Annotated in this window: 14 protein-coding genes; 5 read left to right on the top strand and 9 right to left on the bottom strand. The window is 69.8% G+C overall.

What is annotated here, in order from left to right:
* Positions 1-11: 11 nt before the first annotated feature.
* The 4 genes from arfB to recC are packed head-to-tail and all read right to left on the bottom strand — an operon-like array spanning position 12 to position 9,773.
* On the bottom strand, positions 12-416 hold the full coding sequence (gene arfB, locus QZM35_RS22575; RefSeq protein ID WP_011351491.1) for an alternative ribosome rescue aminoacyl-tRNA hydrolase ArfB: 405 nt from the start codon (positions 414-416) through the stop codon (positions 12-14).
* Positions 413-2,731, bottom strand: a complete 2,319-nt coding sequence (locus QZM35_RS22570; protein ID WP_174974962.1) for an AAA family ATPase — start codon at positions 2,729-2,731, stop codon at positions 413-415. Before QZM35_RS22570 ends, arfB begins: the two co-directional genes overlap by 4 nt.
* Entirely contained in the window at positions 2,728-6,438 is a 3,711-nt protein-coding gene (gene recB, locus QZM35_RS22565) for an exodeoxyribonuclease V subunit beta (protein WP_301776786.1), read from the bottom strand. Before recB ends, QZM35_RS22570 begins: the two co-directional genes overlap by 4 nt.
* Positions 6,435-9,773: an exodeoxyribonuclease V subunit gamma gene (recC, locus tag QZM35_RS22560; RefSeq protein WP_301776785.1), complete on the bottom strand. Its 3,339-nt coding sequence runs from the start codon at positions 9,771-9,773 to the stop codon at positions 6,435-6,437. The genes recB and recC overlap by 4 nt, the downstream gene beginning before the upstream one ends.
* Before the next feature lie 182 nt (positions 9,774-9,955).
* Here recC and QZM35_RS22555 point away from each other — a divergent pair, with 182 nt between their 5' ends.
* A complete protein-coding gene (locus QZM35_RS22555; protein WP_301776784.1) occupies positions 9,956-12,247 on the top strand; it encodes an FUSC family membrane protein in 2,292 nt (763 codons plus the stop codon).
* Positions 12,248-12,537: 290 nt separating this feature from the next.
* Complete coding sequence (locus QZM35_RS22550; protein WP_089424915.1) at positions 12,538-13,905, top strand: amino acid permease; 1,368 nt, start codon at positions 12,538-12,540, stop codon at positions 13,903-13,905.
* A 146-nt stretch (positions 13,906-14,051) separates the two neighbouring features.
* Here QZM35_RS22550 and QZM35_RS22545 read toward each other — a convergent pair whose 3' ends face one another.
* Complete coding sequence (locus QZM35_RS22545; RefSeq protein ID WP_006476417.1) at positions 14,052-14,213, bottom strand: hypothetical protein; 162 nt, start codon at positions 14,211-14,213, stop codon at positions 14,052-14,054.
* Between the two features lie 243 nt (positions 14,214-14,456).
* On the opposite strand from QZM35_RS22545, the gene QZM35_RS22540 reads away from it, so the two are divergent.
* Genes QZM35_RS22540 through QZM35_RS22530 form a run of 3 tightly spaced genes read left to right on the top strand, consistent with a single transcriptional unit; the run spans position 14,457 to position 17,944 of the window.
* Positions 14,457-15,500, top strand: a complete 1,044-nt coding sequence (locus QZM35_RS22540; protein WP_301776783.1) for a Fe(3+) ABC transporter substrate-binding protein — start codon at positions 14,457-14,459, stop codon at positions 15,498-15,500.
* 31 nt (positions 15,501-15,531) lie between these two features.
* Positions 15,532-17,166, top strand: coding sequence for an iron ABC transporter permease (locus tag QZM35_RS22535; RefSeq protein WP_301776936.1), 1,635 nt, complete (start codon positions 15,532-15,534; stop codon positions 17,164-17,166).
* Between the two features lie 4 nt (positions 17,167-17,170).
* The gene (locus QZM35_RS22530; RefSeq protein WP_089472450.1) at positions 17,171-17,944 is read left to right on the top strand and encodes an ABC transporter ATP-binding protein; all 774 of its coding nucleotides are present in this window, start codon (positions 17,171-17,173) and stop codon (positions 17,942-17,944) included.
* A gap of 68 nt (positions 17,945-18,012) precedes the next feature.
* Here the strand turns inward: QZM35_RS22530 and QZM35_RS22525 are convergent, their stop codons facing one another.
* From QZM35_RS22525 to QZM35_RS22510, 4 genes are all read right to left on the bottom strand, one after another.
* Complete coding sequence (locus QZM35_RS22525; RefSeq protein WP_006484401.1) at positions 18,013-18,483, bottom strand: Lrp/AsnC family transcriptional regulator; 471 nt, start codon at positions 18,481-18,483, stop codon at positions 18,013-18,015.
* A gap of 253 nt (positions 18,484-18,736) precedes the next feature.
* Positions 18,737-19,378: an NAD(P)-dependent oxidoreductase gene (locus QZM35_RS22520; RefSeq protein ID WP_174974957.1), complete on the bottom strand. Its 642-nt coding sequence runs from the start codon at positions 19,376-19,378 to the stop codon at positions 18,737-18,739.
* A 129-nt stretch (positions 19,379-19,507) separates the two neighbouring features.
* Positions 19,508-19,963: an Rrf2 family transcriptional regulator gene (locus QZM35_RS22515; protein WP_089424909.1), complete on the bottom strand. Its 456-nt coding sequence runs from the start codon at positions 19,961-19,963 to the stop codon at positions 19,508-19,510.
* Between the two features lie 90 nt (positions 19,964-20,053).
* A complete protein-coding gene (locus tag QZM35_RS22510) occupies positions 20,054-20,482 on the bottom strand; it encodes a hypothetical protein (RefSeq protein WP_089424908.1) in 429 nt (142 codons plus the stop codon).
* Positions 20,483-20,675: the final 193 nt, after the last annotated feature.

Genomic DNA, 20,675 nt, shown 5'->3' with positions numbered 1-20,675 from the left:
TCATCCACTCGTCAGTCGGTCACCTTCCCTCTTCCCGACTTCACCACGCTGCGGCGCGACTTGTGCTCGAGCCGCCGCTCCTTCGACGCACGCGTCGGCCGCGTGGCGACCCGCGCACGCGGCGTGAATGCAACGCCGCTGATCAACGCATCGAGTCGCGCCAGCGCGGCTTCGCGATTCTTCTCCTGGGTGCGATATTCCTGCGACTTGATCACGACGATGCCGTCACGCGTGATGCGCTGGTCGGACAGTGCAAGGAGCCGCTCCTTGATGACGGGCGGCAACGACGACGCGCGGATATCGAAGCGCAGGTGGATCGCGCTCGACACCTTGTTCACGTTCTGCCCGCCCGCGCCCTGCGCGCGCACGGCCGTCCATTCGACTTCGGCCGGATCGAGCGTATAGCGGATCATCATCGCGCAGCCTCCTTGCGGCGCCGTGCCAGCGCCTCGTCGACGCGTGCCGCGAGCCCAGAATCGCGCTGCGTACGCGTCGCGACCGCCTGCGCGAGCACGCGCCGCGGCCCGATCACCTGCACGCGCGTGCGGGCACGCGTGACGGCCGTATAGACGAGCTCGCGCGTGAGCACGCGGCCGAACGACGCCGGCAGCACGAGCGCGGCTTCGTCGAATTCCGAGCCCTGCGACTTGTGGACCGTCAGCGCGAACGCGGTTTCGTGCGGCGGCAGCGCGGCCGGCGACACCGCGCGCGCGGTGCCGTCCGCGCGCCTGAACCACACGCGCAGCACGCCGTGCGCGTCGGGCAGCGCAATGCCGATATCGCCGTTGAACAGCCCGAGCGCATAGTCGTTGCGCGTCACCATGATCGGCCGCCCCGTGAACCAGTGCGCGCCGACCGCCAGCGGCACCCGCGCCGCGTGGCGCACGTGCGCGGCCACGAGCGCATTGACGTGCTCCGCGCCGCGCAAGCCGCTGCGGGTCGCGCACAGGATCCGGAACCGGTTGAGCGCGTCGAACAGCGGCAACGGATCGGGCGCCGGCGCGGCCAGCGTGTCGCGCAACGCGTCGAGGTAAGCGCCGAAGCGCCGCGCGAGCCGCTCGACCGTCGACGACGCGAGCGACTCGCCCGCATCGTCGTGGAATGACGCGGCGGCCGAATCGTCGGCGGGCAGCGCGTCGAGCGCGGCCTGCACGTCGCCGCTGCGGATCGCGAGCGACAGCCGCCCGATCGGTGAATCGAGACCGAAGCGGTAATTGCGTTCGAGCCAGACCACGCAGTCGGCGAGCGGTGCGTGTGCGGGTGCGGGTGCAGGTGCGGGCGTGGCGGGCGCGGCGGCGGGTTCGCCCGGCGGTATCGATGTGACCGATGCAAGCGCCCCGTCGTCCGCGTCGAACGGCGGCAGCTCGACGGCGTCGAGCCACGCAAGTTCGTCGACCTCGATCCACGCGGGGGCGTCGCCTGCCGCGCCAGCCTCACCCGGCTCACGGGTTTCGGTCAGCGCCGGACCTGCGGCCGGCGGCGGCGCGACGCTGGACGGCGAACTGTCGTCATCCTGCGGTTCGTCGTCGAAAAGCGATGCCTGTCGCTCATCGACTTTCCGTCGCGACGCTGGTTTGCGCGTAGCGGCCGCGGCAGGCGCCGGCGCCTCGACCGCGACGGAAGCCGGATGCGCAGCGGGAGCGGCGGCGGTCGCGGCGTCGTCCCGCACCGGCAGCGCCGCGACGAATGCCGCCTCGTCGATGCCGAGCGCCTGCGCGATGCGCGTGCGCGCCGCGGCGGTAAACGCCGGCCGCGCGCTCAACTCTGCAAACACGGCACCCGCCTCGACCGCGGCGAGTTGGTCCTTGTCGCCGAGCAGCACGAGCCGCGCACCCGGCGCGAGCGCATCGAGCAGATGCGCGGCGAGCGCGACGTCGATCATCGACGCCTCGTCGACGACGATCAGGTCGTACGGCAGCGGATTGTCGCGATGATGCCGGAATCCGGCCGCCCCGCCGCCGCCGAGCAACCGGTGCAGCGTGTATGACGTATCCGGCAGGCGCGCCGCGAGTTCGGGCGGCAGGTCGCCGGCCCGTGCATGCAGCGCTTCCTGCATCCGCTGCGCGGCCTTGCCGGTCGGCGCGGCCAGCGCGACGCGCAGCCCCGGATGCGCGTCGAGCAGACAGGCCAGCACGCCGACGACGGTCGTCGTCTTGCCCGTGCCCGGGCCGCCGCTGACGATCGTCACGCGGCCCGTCAGCGCGACGATCGCCGCGACGCGCTGCCAGTCGACTTCGCCGGTTGCCGGCCCGAAGTAACGCGCGAGGCTGTCGCGCAACCGGTCAGGCGCGAGACCTTCGTCCGGCGCGGCCACACCGGCTTGCGCGACGAGCGCATCGGCAAGCCGCCGTTCGTAGTCGAAATAGCGCGACAGGTACAGATGGTCGTGGCGGTCGACGATCAGCGGCCGCTCGTCGCCGCGTGCGAGCGTGCCGAACGCGACCACGCCGCTCGCGGCAAGCGCCGCACGGACTTCGTCGAGCGGGGCTTCGTAGCGCTGCGCGAGCGCGCCGAGCGCGACGCACACGTGGCCGCCCGCGGTCGCGCGACTCGTCGCGAACGCGGCTCGCGCCGCCCAGCGCGCGGCCGCGGCCGGCGCACCGGCGCGACGAGCCAGATCGCCGATGCGGCGCGCAAACCCTTCCGCGAGCGCGATGCCGAAATCAGCGGGTTCGGGCAGCCGCGCGACGAGGCCGCCGGTAAATTCGAGCGTGTCGTCCTGCGCGTTCATGCGCGGCCCCCTTCCATCATCCGGTCGAGTGCGTCGACGAGCGCACGCTCGGGCCGCCGCGCATGCACGCCGGCCGGTTCGCCGCCGCTGCGCCAGCCGGGCCGTACACCGCGCACGAACAGGTACAGGTAGCCCGCGATATGCGTGTCGTAGTCATAGTCGGGCAGCCGGCCGCGCAGGTAGCGATGCAGCGCGACCGTATAGAGCAGCGCCTGCAGGTGATACGCGTGATCGGCCATCGCGACGTCGAGCGCGCGCGGGCCATAGGCGTCCGGCGTCGTGCCGAGATGGTTCGACTTCCAGTCGACGATCCAGAAGCGGCCGTCGTGTTCGACGATCATGTCGATGAAACCCTTGATGAAACCGGCGAGCATGCCCGCCTCCAGTGCAACGTCCGGGTAGCCGTGCGCGACCAGCAGCCGGCGCAGCGCCATCAGGTCGAGCGCGGGCGCCGGGAACAGGAAACCCATTTCGTCGAGCCGCTTCGCGGGATCGAGATCGGCGAGCCGCATGCCCGGCACGAGCTCGGTGTGCACGACATCGTCGACCAGCTGCACCATCATCGCCGGCAGGCGCGCGGCCAGCTCGGGCACAGCCTCGACCGGCCGGTCGTGCAGCGCGCCGAGCGCGGCCCTGGGCCACGACTCGGGCTCGGTGAAGCGGCTGAGCTCGAACAGGCGGTGCAGGCACTCGCCGGCCGCCGCGCCGCGCGGGAACACGAGGATATCGTCGTCCGGCGGCTCGGGCGCAACCGGATCGGCCAAGAGCCATTCGCCATCCGGCGCCACCGCGGCCAGTGCGTCATGATCGGGCCGCAGCTCGTCATCGGGCACGGCCGCGACACCCGCCTCCTCACGCGCCATCGACGCGGTCAGCGAACTGAAGCTGGCCATCCGCCACGCATCGCGCAGCACGCGCGTCGCATGGCGCGCCGCGAGCGTCTGTGACGCGTCGTGCCCGGCCGCGAGACGTTCGGGTCGCACGGGCGCCGGTAGCGGCGCGACGCTCACGGGGCCACCCGCGAGCGCCTGCCACGCTGTATCGAGCGCAGCCTCGTCGGGCGGCTCGTCGAGCCACGCATCGAATGACTGGCCGGCGCCCGCGACGAGCCAGTTGAGCACGCTGCGCCGTGATTCACGCGTCGAGCGCGACGACAGGTACGGCCCGGCGACGACATAGCAGCGATAAACCGCGCGCGTGAGCGCCACGTAGACGAGCCGCGCGCGTTCCGCCGCCTGCTCGCGCAGCGCCTGCCGCGCCGCATGCTCGGCCGCCTCGTCGTCGCAGCCGTAATGCAGCACCGCGTCGCCCGCCTCGTCGTGATACTCGCGCGCATCGGGCAATGCGGACGCGGGCGGCTCGCGCAACGCGCCGTCGTTCAGGAACGGACAGAACACGATCGCGTATTCGAGGCCTTTCGACTTGTGCACGGTGACGATCTGCACGAGGTTGCGATCGGATTCGAGCCGCAGCTGCGCTTCCTCGCCGCCGCCGTCGAGCCGTTGCGCGGCGAGCCAGCGCAGCGTCGGCGCGATGCCCGGCTGCGCGGACGCGCGTGCCTGCGTCAGTTCGGCCAGATGGTTGATGTCGGTCACGCGGCGCTCGCCGTCCGCGCCGGCCATCAGGCGCTCGGCAATCCGCAGCTCCCGCGTGAACGTGCGCCACATCACCGCGAAGCCGCGTTCGCGCCACAACAGCCGATACCGCGAGAAGCGCTCGACCCAGCTCATCGCGTCGGCGCTGTCCGCCGCAGAGGCTTCCCGTTGCGCGTCGCCGTCGCCCTGCTCCATCCGCCACAGCGCACCGGCATCGAGGCCGAACCAGTCGGATGCGAGCGCCGCGCGCAAGCGCCGCAGGTCTCCCGGTGCATCGATCGCCGCCAGCACGCGCTCGAGCTGCTCGGCGTCGCCGGTCGAGAACACCGAAGCCTGCGCCAGTTCGACGCTGCCGATGCCCCACGTCGACAGCACGCGCTTCACGAGACTGCCCTGCCGGTGCGTCTGCACGAGCACCGCGATGTCGCCCGGCGACAGCGATGTCTCGCCGAGCCGCACGCGCCCTTCGCGCGCGCCGCGCATCAGCCGTGCGATCTCGGCGGCGCAGGCCTGAGCGGCCTGTGCCTGTGCATCACGCTTGAGCAACGTGCCTTCGCCGCCCGGCAACGCCCACACCCGGAAGTCGCCTGCCGGGCCCGGATCGGTTGCGTCGACGAACGGCGCGCGCGCGCGCGTGCCGGCACGCACCGCGTAGTAGTCGAGCCCGTCGAGCACGAACGCGCGCGGATTCGACATGAAGAAGCGGTTGCATGCATCGACGATCGCGGGCGTCGAACGTTGGTTGACCGCGAGCGTGTAGCACGCGCTCGCCCGTGCGCGCGCGGCGAGATAGGTATGCAGATCGGCCGCGCGGAAGCTGTAGATCGCCTGCTTCGGATCGCCGACCAGAAACAGCGGGCCGCCCGGCGCAAAGATCCGGTCGAAGATCGCGAACTGCAGCGGGTCGGTATCCTGGAACTCGTCGATCAGCGCGGCCGGATAGCGCGCGCGCAGCGTTTCGGCAAGCCACGGATGCGCATGCAGCGCGTGGTACAGGTTCGCGAGCAGATCGTCGAACGAGACGACGCGCCGCGTGCGCTTGCGCTCGGCCAGCTCGCCCGGCGCCATGTCGAGCCATTCGGCGATCAGCGCGAGCCAGCGCGCGCGCTGCGCGGCCTCGGCCGCGGCCACGGCCGCTTCGAGCGCGTCGGCCACGTCGAAGAATGCGTGTTCGGGCGTCGCGCCGCCTTTTTTCGTGGCTTTCACGAGCGCGGTGTGCGTGAGCTTCAGCGCAGCCTTCGGCAGCGCAGCCGTCGCGTCGCCCTGCGCGAAATGCGCGGTCCATGCGGCCAGCGCATCGGCCACGGCCTCGGGTTTGTGCGAGCGCTGGTTGAGCGCGGACTGCGCGGTGCGCAGCAACGCATCGATCGCGTCGCGCTCGGCCGCCCACATCCGCTCGGCCTCGGCGAAGCATTCGGCGGCCGCCGCCTCGGCCGATTCGTCCGGCTCGGTCACGCCGTCCCAGCGCAGCGCGGCGAGCGGCTTCTTCAGCCGCCGCGCGAGCTGCGCATCGAGCGCGGCCGGGCCGGCGCCCGATTCGACGAGCCAGGTCGCGAAGCCCGGCCAGCGCGCGGCTGCCGGCTCGACGCGCGTGCGCCAGAAATCCGCTGCCAGTTCGAAGCGCAGCGACGCATCGTCGGCCTCCATGTCGAACGCGAACGGCATCGCCGCCGCGAACGGCGCTTCCTGCAGCGCGCGCTGGCAGAACGCATGGATCGTATGGATCGCGGCCTGGTCGAACGCGCGCAGCGCACGCCGGATCCGCTTCGCGGCCGTTTCGGGATCGAGCGCGCCGTCTTCGCCGAGCGTGGTTTCCAGCAGACGCTCGATGAACGGATCGCCGCCGTCGTCACCGGTGTCGAGCGCATGCGCGAGCTGCGCGAGGCGACCGCGAATCCGTTCGTGCAGTTCGGCGGTCGCCGCTTTCGTGAAGGTCACGACGAGGATTTCATCCGCACCGAGATCCTTCTCCAGCAGCAGGCGCACATACAGTGCGCAGATGTTCCAGGTCTTGCCGGTGCCGGCCGACGCCTCGATCTGGTTGACACCGTCGAGCGGGCACGCGAACACGTCGAGTTCGAGCGCCTGCTGCGACTGCGACACGGCGCTCATGCGACCTCCTTCAGATGTGCGACGAGCGGATCGAACACGAGCCGCGCGAGGGTGCCGAACGGCTCGTCGAGCGATGCATGCGCACCGCGCCACGCGATCGCGATGGCCGGATCGTCGGCCTCGCTCACGACCCGTTCGTTGATCCAGACGCTCGCGGCCTTCGCCTCGCCGTCGGACACCCTCGCCCACGCGCTGCGCGGAAAAAACCGCAGCGGCATGCGCCGCCCCGCGCGAAACAGCGCGGCCAGCGGCGCGAGCTGCTCGAGCGGCGCCGCGACGGGCGTCAGCTCGAATGCACCGCCGCTGCCGAACCACAGCGTGCGGCGCGGGCCACCGGGCTCCACCGCGCAGTAGACAAGATGCGCGAGCCACGCGGACAGGTAGTCGCGCGCACTCGGCCGTGCATAGCGATAGATGATCTGCCCGGCCGGCGTGAGCCGGTTCAGCGTGCCGTGCAGGTCGAGCGGCGCGCTCACCGCGTCGCCCGACAGCCGCGCGTCGTCGGCGCCGAACAGCGCCTGTTCGGTGTCCGGCCAGGCCGGCACGACGGTGAGCGTGAACGGCCGCCGCTCCATCCCGTCGGCCAGCGCGCGGCGCACGTTCGACGCAAGCTGCGTCATCGATCCGAGCGCCTGGTCGCGCCACACGGCGCCGGTCGCGCCGCCCGGCAGTTCGGGGCTCGCGTCCGCAATGCGCAGCGCGTGATCGTGCACGCCGCCCTCGTCCGACTCGATCAGCAACGGCAGCACGCGCTCGGCGAGTGCATCGCTGCCGGCGAAGTCGAGCGCGAACGGCTCGGTGTCGAGCAGTTCGGCCTGCGCGTCGGCGAGCACGATGCCGAGCCGCGCGCGCAGCAGCGCACGCGCGGGATGGCGCCAGAAGCGTTCGAATTCGCTGAATGCGACAGGCTCGACCGGTTCGGCCGGCAGCGGCTGCGCGAAGAACGGCAACTCGCGCGGCCCGTCGCGCGACGCCTCGGCGGCCAGCAGCGACGCGAGCGTCGCACGCTCGGCGTCGAAGGAAACGAGTTCGCTGCCGGGCTGGAAATAGGCGGCCGCGAACGGTTGCAGCGGATGCTCGACGACGAATGCACGCCGCGCGGCATCGACCGCGTCCGGCGCCGCGTCGGGCCCGGCCGTGACGAGCGCGAGATGGTCGAGCAGTTCGTCGACGAGTGCCGCGGGCGGCAACGGCGCGTTGTCGCGAATGCTGCGGCCCGTGTAGGCAATCATCAACCGGTCGCGCGCGGCGAGCAGCAGGTCGAGAAACAGGTTGCGCTCGTCGTCGCGGCGCTGGCGGTCGCCCAGCTTCGGCAACACGGCCATCAGGTCGAATTCGTCGGCGCGCGCGAGGCTCGGCAGCACGCCATCGTCCATCCCGAGCAGGCAGACGACGCGATACGGCAGGCCGCGCAGGCTCGTCAGCGACGAGAACGTGACGCCGCCCCACGGCACGCCGCCGCGCGCCGGATCGTCGAGCGCGGCGGCCAGCCCCGCCCGGACGACCGCCGCCGGCAACGCTTCGTCCGGCGCGCCCTCCGTCATCGCGGCCAGCATCGCGTCGAGCGCGTCGCGCACGCCCGCGAGCGCGTCCGCATACGCGGCGCCCGAATCGAAGAACCGCGCGAGCGTATCGGCGAACAGCTCGCTCCAGCCTTGCGGCGTATGCGATTCGGCCAGCCGCCGCGAGAAGCCGTCGAGATCGTCGGTGAAGCGTGCCAGCCGGCCGAGCAGTTCGGCCTCGCTGCCGGTGGCCGCCTCGATCGGCAGCCACGCGCCGACCGGCGCCGCGCCCTCAGGCATCGCATAACCGAGAAAGAGCCGCGCGAGCGCATCGGAGAACGTATGGCGCGGCGACGGCACGGCTGCATCGTCGCTCGCGAGCGGCGACAGCCCGCGCCGCGCGCCGGCGGCCGCGAGCCAGGTCTGCACCGTCTCCAGCGCCGCCGCATCGATACCGTAGCGCGCCGCCACCGCGTCGACGCGCAGCCATTCGACCAGTTCGGGCGCACCGACCTGCCGCTCCGGCAACGCGAGCCAGTCGAGCAGCACGCGCGCGACCGGGTTCGCCTGCGACGGCGGCAGGCCGGTGATCCGGTAAGGCACACGCGAGCCGCCGGCGCCGGCCGTGCCGAACACCGCGTCGATCAGCGGCCCGGCCGCGGCGAGATCGGCCACCGCGACGAGCACGTCGGACGGTTGCAGGCTCGCGTCGGCGTCGAACCACGCGAGCAGCCGGTCGTGCAGCACCTCGAGCTGGCGCGCGAGGCTGTGGCACACGTGCACCTCGATCCCGCGCTCGGCCGGCGTGTCGCCGATTTCGGCCTCCGGCTGCAGTTCGAGGATCGCGTTCTGCACGCGCGCGAGCCACGTCGGCGCGGGATTCTCGACGAAACGCGACGCGTCGCCCGACGCGGCGCTTTCAGTCAGCTCGTGCAGCATGTGCAGCTGCGCCTGGGTCTGCCTGCCCCATTCGGCGAGCAGCGGATGGCCGACTTCCTGGTAATCGAGCCGCCCGGCCGCATCGAGCGCCTCGGCATGCGCGGCGGTCACGATGTCGAACCAGAATTCGCGGCACGGGTTCAGCGCATAGACGCGCACGTCGATCCAGCGCGACAGCTCGCGCAGCAACGCGACGTGCAGCGGCGGCATCGTCGGCAGCGCGAACACGCTGACCGATTCCGGCCAGTCCGCGCGCGCGATGGCTTCGGGATCGAGATGGCGCGCCTCGACGAGGAAACGGTGCGCCGGCGGCGTGCCGCTGTCGCTCAGCTCGGCGAGCAGCGCGCGCCACAGCGCGGCCTGCCAGCGTTCGTCGTCGCGTGCGGCGTCGCTGATCCCGCGCGGCGCGCCGTCGCCCGCGAGCACGGACTCGCCGGCCTGCCATGCGGCCAGCCATTCGGGACGATAGGTCAGGTAATGATCGAGCACGGCCGCGACGCGGTGTGCCAGCTCGTAGCGCATCGCATCGTCGGACGCGGACAGATACGCGGCCAGCCGCGGCGACGCGAGCCACGGCGCGCCGTCGGCCGCCTGCGCGAACAGCCGGTAGCAGCGCCACACGAGGCGATCGGGTGCGAACGGCGAACGCGCGGGAACCGTCAGCACGCGGCCGATCTGCGCCCACAGCCATTGCGCGAGATACGTGAACTCGACGTTCGCGCACACGCCGTTGCGCGCGGCGATGTCGAGCTCGAGACGGCGGCGCAGCGCCGCGCTCGGCACGATGACCTGTTGCGGCGCCCACGGGCCATTGCGGGCCGGGAACGCGGCCAGATCCTCGAGCAGCGCATCGGCCAGCGTTTCGTGACGGTTCGAATAGAAGAGATGGAGCATGAAGCAGGCGTCGGAACCTCGCGCCGGCCGGGCCGGGCGAACAGGATCACCAAGGATAGCAAATGGGCCGCCGTCGCGAACCTCGTCCGGAAGGCCAGGTTTTACGGATCGCGAAATACGATAGACTCGTCGCCAGTCAAGATGCCGCCCCCGGGCGTCTTCGTCTGCTATTCAGCCCATCGATGCGCTATTCGGTCGAAATCAGAAAGTTTTTCTACAGCCAGTACTTTTTCGGCGGCCTGCGGATCGCGATCGGCGTTTCGCTGCCGGCCGTGCTGTGCCTGATCGTGTTTCACAACCGGGAGCTCGGCTTCACGATCTCGACGGGCGCGCTCGGCGCCTGCGTCGTCGACATGCCGGGCCCGCTCAAGTACAAGCACAACGAAATGCTCGCTTGCAGCGTGATCGGTTTTCTGGCCGCGCTCGCCACCGGCCTCGCGACACCGAACATCTTCGTGCTGTGGCTCACCATCGTGCCGCTCACCTTCGTGCTGTCGCTGATCGTCGTCTACGGCAACCGCTGGCCGCAGATCAGCTTCGCGACGCTGTTCATGATGGTGATGACGCTCGAGGAGAAGTTCACGCCGCTGCAGGCGTTCATCAACGCCGGCTGGATTCTCGCGGGCGGGCTCTGGTACACGTACTGGGCCACGCTCGTGTCGCAATGGCAGGCGCGCCGGATCGAGCAGCAGGCGCTTGCCGAGAGCCTGTTCGCGTGCGCCGACTACCTGCTCGCGCGCGCGCAGTTCTACGATCTCGATGCCGATCTCGACGAGTGCTACCGCAATCTCGTCGCGAAGCAGATCACGGCGGTCGAAACGCAGGAAACCGCGCGCGACATCGTGCTGCGCAACCTGCCGAAGCTGCGGCGCGGCAAGCTCGACCCCGGCCGCACGACGATGTACAACCTGTTCATCAACAGCGTCGACCTGCACGAGCTGTTCGTCGGCGCCCACACCGATTACCCGCTGGTGCGCAATACGTTCGGCGGCTCCGACCTGATCATTTTCTACCGCGACCTGATCCGCAAGGCAGCCGCCGATCTCGAGGAAATCGGCCTCGCGGTGCTCGAGAACCGCGCACCGCATTCGCGGATCAGCGTGAAGGCCGAGCTGCGCGCGATCGAGTACGAGATCGAGCTGATGCGCAAGAAGAACTTCCCGGCCACCAATGCGGAAGCGTATGCGGCCGTGCTGGCCACGTTCCGGCGCATCTGGAGCGCGACGCGCCTGATCGACCGGATGCGCCGCAACCTGTCGGGCCACGCCGATCCGCAGCAAACCGAACTGAAGATCGACAAGGCGCTCACGCGCTTCCTGCAGCGCCGCCGGATGTCGCCGCTCCTGATCTTCTCGAACCTGAACATGCGCTCGCCGAGCTTCCGCCACGCGCTGCGCGTGACGATCGCGGTGGCGGTCGGGTTCTGGCTCGGCCGGTTGCTGCCGCTCACGAATGCGTACTGGATCGTGATGACGACCATCATCATCCTGAAGCCCGGCTACTCGCTCACCAAGCAGCGCAACGCGGCGCGTATCGTCGGTACGCTGATCGGCTGCGCGGCGAGCGTCGCGCTGATCTACACGGTCAAGGATACGCACCTGCTGATCGCGATCATGTTCGGGTCGATGGTGATGAGCTACAGCCTGCTGCTGTTCAACTACGCGGCGAGCGTCGTGTTCACGTCGTCGTACGTGCTGCTGATGTTCCACCTGCTCGCGCCGGGCAGCATGCGGATCATCGGCGAGCGCGCGATCGACACGGTGGTCGGCTGCATGATCGCGATCGCCGCGAGCCGGCTGTTCCCGTACTGGGAATACCGGCTGATGGGCAAGCAGGTCGCCGACATGCTCACCGCCACCCGCAAGTATTTCGAAGCCGTGTGGCGCGCCGGGCGCGGCATGTCGCCGCCGCCGGTGCCGGCCGCCGACGGCGCGGCCGTCGTGCCGGTCGTCGCCGCGGCCATCGAGACACCGTCCACGGCCCTCGACGACGACTACCGCTACCGCCTCGCGCGCAAGGACGTGCACATCGCGTTCGCGAATCTCGGGCAGGCGTTCCAGCGGATGATGATCGAGCCGAAGGCGCACCAGCGCTTCGTGCCCGAACTGAACGACCTGCTCGTGCAGACGCACGTGCTCGGCGCGCAGATCACGGCCGCCGCGCCGCTGATCCGCACGGCCTGCGCGGCCGACGGCAGCATCCTCCACGATGACGCGCTGCATCGCGGCCTCGCCGCCGTGCTCGACAATCTCGAGAAGGCCGAAGCGGGCGAGCCGCCGCCCGCCGACCAGCTCGACGCGTCGAAGCAGATCACGCGCGACCTCGACGCGATGGTCGTGTCCGCGGAGCAATCCGATGCGGTGGGGGCCGAGCTCACGCACGACCTGAAGGTGCTCGCGCACCAGTGCAAGCAGATGCTCGCGTCGTCGCTGCTGATCCGCAAGGATGCGAGCGTGATCCGCCTGCCCGCCTGACCCAGGCTTGACCCCGCCGGTGGCCGGCCCGCGCCTGCCGCGGATCGGCCCCGGCGCCCCCCGATTCAGCGATCCCCGAAGCATGACCCGCCCGTTCCACGCGGCCCGCGCCCTCGTAGCGCGACCGCCCCGCCCCGCATTGCGCCCGTCGCGCCAGTCAGGGAATACCCGATTCCGGTCACCCGGCCCGGCTTGTTATCATTTGTTCACATTTAAGTTGTCTATACAACTTGAGCCAATCGGACCGGCTCCGCTCGCCCGGTCCGTCGCATAACGATATCGGAGACACGATGAAAAACTTGCAGCGCCACCTGAGCGCGCGGCACATCCGCTTTCTCGCGCTGGGTTCGGCGATCGGCACGGGCCTGTTCTACGGGTCGGCGTCCGCGATCCAGCTCGCGGGCCCGGCCGTGATCCTGGCGTACATCCTGGGCGGCGCGGCCGTCTACATGGTGATGCGCGCGCTCGGCGAGATGGCCGTGCGCGAACCCGTCGCCGGCTCGTTCGGCCACTACGCGACCGAGAACCTCGGCCCGTTCGCCGGGTTCGTCACCGGCTGGACCTACACGCTCGAAATGGTGATCGTCGCGATCGCCGACATCACCGCGTTCGGCATCTACATGGGCTTCTGGTTTCCGGATGTCCCGCAATGGATCTGGGTGCTCGGCGTGGTCGCGATCATCTGCGGGCTGAACCTGTGCCACGTGAAGGTGTTCGGCGAGCTCGAGTTCTGGCTGTCGATCATCAAGGTCGGCGCGATCGTCGCGATGATCGGCGGCGGCGTCGCGATCCTGCTGACCGGCATGCACTTCGGCCATTCGGCCGACGTGCCGACGTTCGCGAACCTGTGGAACCATGGCGGCTTCCTGCCGAACGGCGTCGGCGGGCTGATCGCGTCGCTGTCGGTCGTGATCTTCGCGTACGGCGGGATCGAGGTGATCGGCATGAGCGCCGGCGAGGCGAAGGATCCGGAGCGCGTGATTCCGCGCGCGATCAACGCGGTGCCCGCGCGCATCCTGCTGTTCTACGTGCTGACGATGGTCGTGCTGATGTCGATCAGCCCGTGGACGGGTGTCGGCAACGACGGCAGCCCGTTCGTGCAGATCTTCTCGGCGCTCGGCGTGAAGTCGGCCGCAACCATCCTCAACCTGGTGGTGATCAGCGCGGCGATCTCCGCGATCAACAGCGACATCTTCGGCGCGGGCCGGATGATGTTCGGCATGGCGCGCCAGGGCCAGGCGCCGGCCGTGCTGATGACGACGTCGCGGCACGGTGTGCCGTGGGTCACGGTGCTCGTGATGGCGGTCGCGCTGCTCGTCGGCGTGCTGCTCAATTACCTGATGCCGAAGGACGTGTTCCTGATGGTCGCCGCGATCGCGACGTTCGCCACCGTGTGGGTGTGGCTGATGATCCTGCTGTCGCAGGTCGCGATGCGCCGCCGGCTGTCGAGCGCCGAAGTCGCGGCGCTGAAGTTCAAGGTGCCGTTGTGGCCGGTCGCGCCGGCACTGACGATCGCGTTCATGGGCTTCGTGATCGTGATGCTCGGCTGGTTCGAGGACACGCGCGTCGCGCTGGTCGTCGGCGCGGCCTGGCTCGCGCTGCTCGCGGTCGTGTTCTACGCACGGATCCGCCCGAAATTCGCCGCTGCGTCACGTTGACGCACGACTGACCTGCCTACGCGGCGCGCCGGTTCCGGCGCCCGCTTCTCTCCCGGCTCCGCGCGGCATCCCGCGCGCCAGCAGCCGGGGAGTCCTCCCCTTCGCATGCACCTGCGTGCGCGGCCCGCCGGCCGCGCATCGGTACGTCAGTGCGACGCCGCGCTCGCGGCCTCGGCCGGATGGGCCTCGTCGTACGCGTGCTTCTGCGAAATCGCGTTGTACAGGATCGTCCCGATCACGAGCAGCACGGCCACGACGATCAGGATGCTCACGTTGCGGACAGGGTTCTTCTTGCGCTGATCGTTCATGGTCGGGGCGATTCCGTCAAATTCATCGAAGCGGGCATTCTACGCGCTTGCGCGCCCGCTGCGACGCGCCGTTTCCGATCCCCTTCCCCGTCCTCCGCCCGCCCACCGCAAGCTTTCATTTGATAACCATTCCCATTTCGATCTAGAATCTCAAGTCTTTCATTTTGTAATGTTCCGGGTCGCTCGGGCGGCAGGCGCGCCCCGGAACGCTCCCATCGTCCACCTGCCCCTTCCGGAGTCTTCATGTCGAATCCGCGCACCCGCCTGCTGCCGCTTGCCGGCGCCCTCGCCCTTGCCGCCGCCGCATTCGCGCCGCTGGCCCACGCGGCCGAGGAAGTGAGCCTGTACACCACCCGCGAACCGAAGCTGATCCAGCCGCTCATCGACGCCTTCACGAAGCAGAGCGGCGTCAAGGTCAACACGGTGTTCGTGAAGGACGGCCTGCTCGAGCGCGTGAAGGCGGAAGGCGCGCAGTCGCCGGCCGACGTGCTGATGACGGTCGACGTCGGCAACCTGCTCGACCTCGTCGACGGCGGGCTCACGCAGCCGGTGCGCTCGAAGGCGCTCGACGACGCGATTCCCGCGAACCTGCGCGGCGCGAACGGCGACTGGTACGCGCTGTCGCTGCGCGACCGCGTGCTGTACGTCGAGAAGGACCTGAAGGTCGATGCATTCCGCTACGAGGATCTCGCCGATCCGAAATGGAAGGGCAAGGTCTGCATCCGCTCGGGCCAGCACCCGTACAACACGGCGCTCGTCGCGGCGATGATCGCGCACGACGGCGAAGCGGCGACCGAGAAGTGGTTGCGCGGCGTGAAGGCGAACCTCGCGCGCAAGGCGACGGGCGGCGACCGCGACGTCGCGCGCGACATCCTCGGCGGCATCTGTGACGTCGGCCTCGCGAACGCTTACTACGTCGGCCACATGAAGAACGCGGAGCCCGGCAGCGACGCGCGCAAGTGGGGCGACGCGATCAAGGTCGTGCGGCCGACGTTCGCCAACGCGAAGAGCGGCGGCACGCACGTAAACATCAGCGGCGCGACGGTCGCGAAGCACGCGCCGCACAAGGCCAACGCGGTGAAACTGCTCGAGTACCTCGTATCGCCGGAAGCGCAGGCGCTGTATGCGCAGGCGAACTACGAATACCCGGTGCGCGCGAACGAGAAGCTCGACCCGGTGATCGCCAGCTTCGGCACGCTGAAGATCGACCCGCTGCCGCTGGCGGACATCGCGAAGCATCGCAAGCAGGCGAGCCAGTTGGTCGACAAGGTCGGTTTTGACAACTGACGCAACCACCGGCGGCACGCGCCGGCCGAGCGTGCTGCCGCGCGCGGGCAGCCTGTGGCTGCTCGCGGCGCTGGCGATCGCCGCGGCGGTCGCGGCGCCGCTTGCGGTACTCGTGGCCGCCGCGTTCGACGCCGATCTCGCGCACTGGCGCCATCTCGCCGAATTCGTGCTGCCGCAGGCACTCGTCAATACGCTGCTGCTGCTCGCGGGCGTCGGCGCGATCGTGTCGATCGTCGGCACCGGCTGCGCGTGGCTCGTCACCGCGTACGACTTTCCCGGCCGCCGGATGCTGACGTGGGCGCTGCTGCTGCCGCTCGCGGTTCCCACCTACATCGTCGCGTTCGCCTATCTCGACCTGCTGCACCCGATCGGCCCGGTGCAGGGCGCGATCCGCTGGCTGCTCGGCTTCGACAGCCCGCGCCAGTTCCGCCTGCCCGACCTGCGCTCGCTGCCCGGCGCGATCTTCGTGCTCGGCTTCGTGCTGTATCCGTATGTTTACCTGAGCACGCGCGCGATGTTCGTCACGCAGTCCGCGAGCCTGCTCGAAGCCGCGCGCACGCTCGGCGCGGGACGCATCGCCACGTTCTGGCGCGTCGTCGTGCCACTCGCGCGGCCCGCGATCGCGGTGGGCGTGAGCCTCGCGCTGCTCGAAACACTGAACGATATCGGCGCGTCGGAATTCCTCGGTGTGCAAACGCTGACCGTATCCGTCTATACGACGTGGATCACGCGCTCTGACCTCGCCGGCGCCGCGCAGATCGCACTCGCGATGCTCGCGATCGTCGTCGGCATGATCGTGCTCGAACGCTACGGGCGCCGCCGCCAGCGCTATGCGCATGGCCGGCGCATGCGGCCGATCGCGCCGCGCCACCTGACGGGCACGGCCGCGCTGGGCGCCGCCGTGCTCGGCTGGCTGCCCGTGCTGCTCGGCTTCGGCGCACCGGCCGCGTACCTCGCGGTCGAGACGGCCAAGCGGCTGCATCTGGTCGGCGGCGTATCCGCACAGCTGATGACGGGGCTCGCGAACACGCTGACGATCGCCACCGCCGCCACCGTCGCGACGCTCTTGTGCGGGCTTGTCGTCGCATGGGCCGCGCGCGCGCAACGCGACAGCGCCCGCGCGGGCCCGGCCCGCGTGTGCGCGAGAATCGCCAGCCTCGGCTATGCGGTGCCCGGCACCGTGCTCGCGATCGGCCTGCTGATCCCGTTCGCGGCGGCCGACCGGCTGTTCGGCATGGTGCTGGGCCGCGACGGGCTGCTGCTGATGGGCTCGTCGGCCGCGCTCGTGATCGCCTATACCGTGCGCTTTCTTGCGATCCCGGCCGGCAGCATCGAGGCCGGCCTCGCGCGCATTCCGCCGTCGCTCGAACAGGCGGCGCGCTCGCTCGGCGAGACGGCCGGCGGCACGCTGCGCCGCGTGCACCTGCCGCTGCTGCGGCCCGCGCTCACGACGAGCGCGCTGCTGGTGTTCGTCGACGCGATGAAGGAATTGCCGGCGACGCTGCTGCTGCGTCCGCTGAACTTCGACACGCTCGCGACCTGGCTGTATGCGGAAGCCGCGCGCGGCACCTACGAGGAAGGCGCGGTCGCCGCGCTCGCGATCGTGCTGGCCGGGCTCGTGCCCGTGATCCTGCTCGCCCGCACCCGCCACAAGATCAGAGCCTGACACCGTGAACCTGCTCGAACTCGATGACCTCTGCCTCGCCTACGACACGCCGCACGGCCGCCGCACCGTGGTCGACGGGCTGAGCCTCGCGCTGCCGCGCGGCGACATCGGCTGCCTGCTCGGCGCGTCCGGCTGCGGCAAGACCACCGTGCTGCGCGCGATCGCCGGCTTCGAGCCGGTGCGCATGGGGCGCATCATGCTGGACGGCGTGCCCGTCGCGGCGCCGTCGCTCGACGTGCCGCCCGAGCGGCGGCGCATCGGCATGATGTTCCAGGATTACGCGCTGTTCCCGCACCTGAGCGCGGCGGACAACGTCGCGTTCGGCCTGCGGCGCATGCCGAAGGCCGAACGGCGCGTGCGTGTCGCGGAAATGCTCGAACTCGTCGGCCTCGCCGATTCCGGCGGCGCGTATCCGCACGAGCTGTCGGGCGGCCAGCAGCAGCGCGTCGCACTCGCGCGTGCGCTCGCACCGTCGCCGGAGCTACTGCTGCTCGACGAGCCGTTCTCGAATCTCGATGTCGATACGCGCGAGCGGCTTGCGTTCGAGCTGCGCGACATCCTGAAACGCACGGGCCACACCGCGATCCTCGTCACGCACAACCAGGCCGAAGCGTTCGCGATCGCCGACCGGATCGGCGTGATGAAGGATGGCCAGCTCGCGCAATGGGATACGCCGTACGCGCTGCATCACCATCCGGCCAGCCCGTTCGTCGCGGATTTCGTGCGCCGCGACGCGCTGGCCGACGAACGCGCGCGCGCACTGGCGCGCGGCCGCTGAACCCGCGGGCGCGATGCGCGCCCGGGTCGGTTCATCGCCGCGTTTCGTTGCCGCGCTTCATTGCCGCGTCAGGCCGGCTCGGCAAGATCGCGCACGGGCAGCGCGGTCGAATACTTGATCTGCTCCATCGCGAACGACGAGCTGACGTCGAACAGCGGCACCGTGCGAATCAGCTGCTTGTAGACGCGGTCGTAATCGTCGATGCCGGCCACCACGACGCGCAGCAGGTAATCGGTCTCGCCGCTCATCCGGTACACCTCGACCACTTCCGGCATGTCGCGCACGGCCTGCGTGAAACGCTGCGCCCATTCCTCGGTGTGCTGGTTCGTGCGGATCGCGACGAACACGGTCGTGCCGACCCCGAGCTTGCGCGGATCGCACAGCGCAACCTGCGCGCGAATCGCGCCGGTTTCCTTGAGCCGCTGCACGCGCTTCCAGCACGGCGTCTGCGACAGGTTCACACGCTGCGCCAGTTCCGCGATCGGCAGCGTGGCATCGGCCTGCAACAGCTCCAGCAGCTTGCGATCGATGGCGTCCATTTCTCCAGTCCCTCGTAGATAGAAATTTATTCTATTCATCCTGCACAACGGGGAACAATATGAAAACGGCTTCGCCGCGTCGACCGGTATAAATACCGATCCGGCACGCGCGCGCAGCGAGCGAATCCGCCGCCACACCGCACGCGCCAAATGAAACAGGCGACTCCGCCCGTGAAGGTGGAATCGCCTGGCGTTCCTGCACGTCGCGGCCAGCCCGGCGCTCACGCGCCACGGGCCAGCGTCAGCGCACTGCTCAATACGCGACCGTCGCGATCTCGTGCACGAAGCTGCCTTGCTCGAGCGCGTCGACGAACGCGACCGCGTAGTCTTCCGCCGAGATCTTGCTGTTGCCTTGTGCGTCCGCGATCAGCTTGCCGACGCCCGTGCGGAACGTGCCCGTGCGCTCGCCCGGGGCGATCAGCGCGGCCGGCGCGAAGAACGTCCAGTCGAGATCGCCGACCGTCTTCAGGTAGTCGAGTGCGTCGCGGTGCGCGAGCGCGACCGCCTTGTACGCCTCCGGGAAACCTTCGCTGTCGACCAGCTGCTTGCCCGGCGCAACTTCGAGCGAACCGGCGCCGCCCACCACCACGAGCCGCTTCAGCCCCGCCTGGCGCGTGCCGGCAACCAGCGCCTTCGCAGCTGCGACGACCTTCGCCGCATCATCCTGCTTCGGGCCGTACGCGCTCGCAACGACGTCATGGCCCGGCAGTGCGGCCGCAATGCTGGCCGCGTCGAACAGGTCGGCCGCCTTCGCGGTGATGCCGTCGCCGGCTGCGCCCGGATGGCGCGACAGCGCGGTCACGCGATGGCCGCGTCGTGCCGCTTCCGCGGCGATGCGCGAGCCGATCGTGCCGGTGGCGCCGAACAGCGCGATATTCAAGGTACGTTGCGTCATATCGATTCTCCAGTAAGAAAAATATGTAACGTAGCTAATTACATATAAGACCGAAAAAAACGGGGCAAAGCCCCCCTTGCGCCGGTCGCCACGCCTCTCGCGCCGTCCGGCCTCCTGCCTTGCCGCCACTCACCCGCCGGCGCGTGCCGCCTGCTGCGTGCGCTGCTCCAACTCCAGCACGTCGGCCGTCACGTCGGCCAGCGTGCGCGTGCCAAGCGATGCTTCCATCGCACGCTGCGCGTCGCCGATGTAATCGATCAGCGCGCCCTGGATGTGCCGTCCGACGAGACACGCGGGATTCGGCGCCTCACGGTGCAGCGCGAACAGTTGCGCATCGTCGACCGCGCGATACACGTCGAGCAGCGTGATCGCGCCGGGCTCGCGCGCCAGCAGCGCACCGCCGCCCGCACCCAGTTGCGACGTGGTCAGCCCCGCGGCCGCCAGCATCGACAGCAACCGGCGGATCAGCGCCGGATTCGTGTTCACGCTGCCCGCGATGATGTCGGACGACAACGGCACGCCCTCCTGCATCGACAGCAAGGCAAGCACGTGGACGGCAAACGCGAACCGGCTGCTGGTATTCATTCCTGACTCACTTGACGACGCCGGCCCATCCCGCAGCCGGCGACATGTGTAACCATCATAATTACATTTAGCGGATCATGCAAGCCCGCGTCACTCTCCGCTCGCGGGCTTGGCGCCCGGCGCATTCTGCTGGCTCCACTGCTGGAGCTTCTTGCCGGCTTCGGCGATCTTCGCGCCGGCTTCGGAAGCCGCATGCGCGACGACCGCGGACGCGGCCGCGTCGATCTGTGCCTGCGCGGCGGAGGCGAGGCCGCTCGCGGACAGCGGCGGCACGGCCGACGCCGCGGACGCGATGCCGGCCTTCGCGGCGTTGAGCTGCTGGTTGACGGTGCTCGCCACCTGGTCGAGCGCCTTGGCCGCATTGTTCGCGGCATCGGCGGCCGCGCTCGCGGCCGTATCGGGTTGCGTGACCGGCGCGCCGGACTTCTCGCAGCCCGCGAGCAACAGCAGCGCACCGGCGGTCACGGCCGCCAGTACGGACCCGGGCACGCGACGCGCCCGCGATGTCTTCATGTTCATCAGCAATCTCCGGCCGCGCGTCGCGCGGCCTCGTGGTTGGACCGACGTCGATGATACCGCCTGTGGAACAGGGCCAATCACGCACCGTGATTAAAAATGGCTTTCAATTTCGGACTCGTCTGATTCAATCGCACACGCGAGGACACTAAAGTGGGCACGCTTCAATCCGCTTTGGACGCGCCCCCTTTTTCTC

Origin of the sequence: Burkholderia sp. AU45274 (assembly GCF_030482505.1) — a bacterium.
In the GTDB taxonomy this organism is placed as follows: Bacteria; Pseudomonadota; Gammaproteobacteria; order Burkholderiales; family Burkholderiaceae; genus Burkholderia.
This window is presented reverse-complemented; position numbering and strand designations above follow the sequence as displayed.

Excerpts from the sequence above, each read along its gene's own strand:
- arfB (WP_011351491.1), bottom strand. The coding sequence starts at position 416 with ATGATGATCCGCTATACGCTCGATCCGGCCGAAGTCGAATGGACGGCC.
- QZM35_RS22570 (WP_174974962.1), bottom strand. The coding sequence starts at position 2,731 with ATGAACGCGCAGGACGACACGCTCGAATTTACCGGCGGCCTCGTCGCG.
- recB (WP_301776786.1), bottom strand. The coding sequence starts at position 6,438 with ATGAGCGCCGTGTCGCAGTCGCAGCAGGCGCTCGAACTCGACGTGTTC.
- recC (WP_301776785.1), bottom strand. The coding sequence starts at position 9,773 with ATGCTCCATCTCTTCTATTCGAACCGTCACGAAACGCTGGCCGATGCG.
- QZM35_RS22555 (WP_301776784.1), top strand. The coding sequence starts at position 9,956 with ATGCGCTATTCGGTCGAAATCAGAAAGTTTTTCTACAGCCAGTACTTT.
- QZM35_RS22550 (WP_089424915.1), top strand. The coding sequence starts at position 12,538 with ATGAAAAACTTGCAGCGCCACCTGAGCGCGCGGCACATCCGCTTTCTC.
- QZM35_RS22545 (WP_006476417.1), bottom strand. The coding sequence starts at position 14,213 with ATGAACGATCAGCGCAAGAAGAACCCTGTCCGCAACGTGAGCATCCTG.
- QZM35_RS22540 (WP_301776783.1), top strand. The coding sequence starts at position 14,457 with ATGTCGAATCCGCGCACCCGCCTGCTGCCGCTTGCCGGCGCCCTCGCC.
- QZM35_RS22525 (WP_006484401.1), bottom strand. The coding sequence starts at position 18,483 with ATGGACGCCATCGATCGCAAGCTGCTGGAGCTGTTGCAGGCCGATGCC.
- QZM35_RS22520 (WP_174974957.1), bottom strand. The coding sequence starts at position 19,378 with ATGACGCAACGTACCTTGAATATCGCGCTGTTCGGCGCCACCGGCACG.
- QZM35_RS22515 (WP_089424909.1), bottom strand. The coding sequence starts at position 19,963 with ATGAATACCAGCAGCCGGTTCGCGTTTGCCGTCCACGTGCTTGCCTTG.
- QZM35_RS22510 (WP_089424908.1), bottom strand. The coding sequence starts at position 20,482 with ATGAACATGAAGACATCGCGGGCGCGTCGCGTGCCCGGGTCCGTACTG.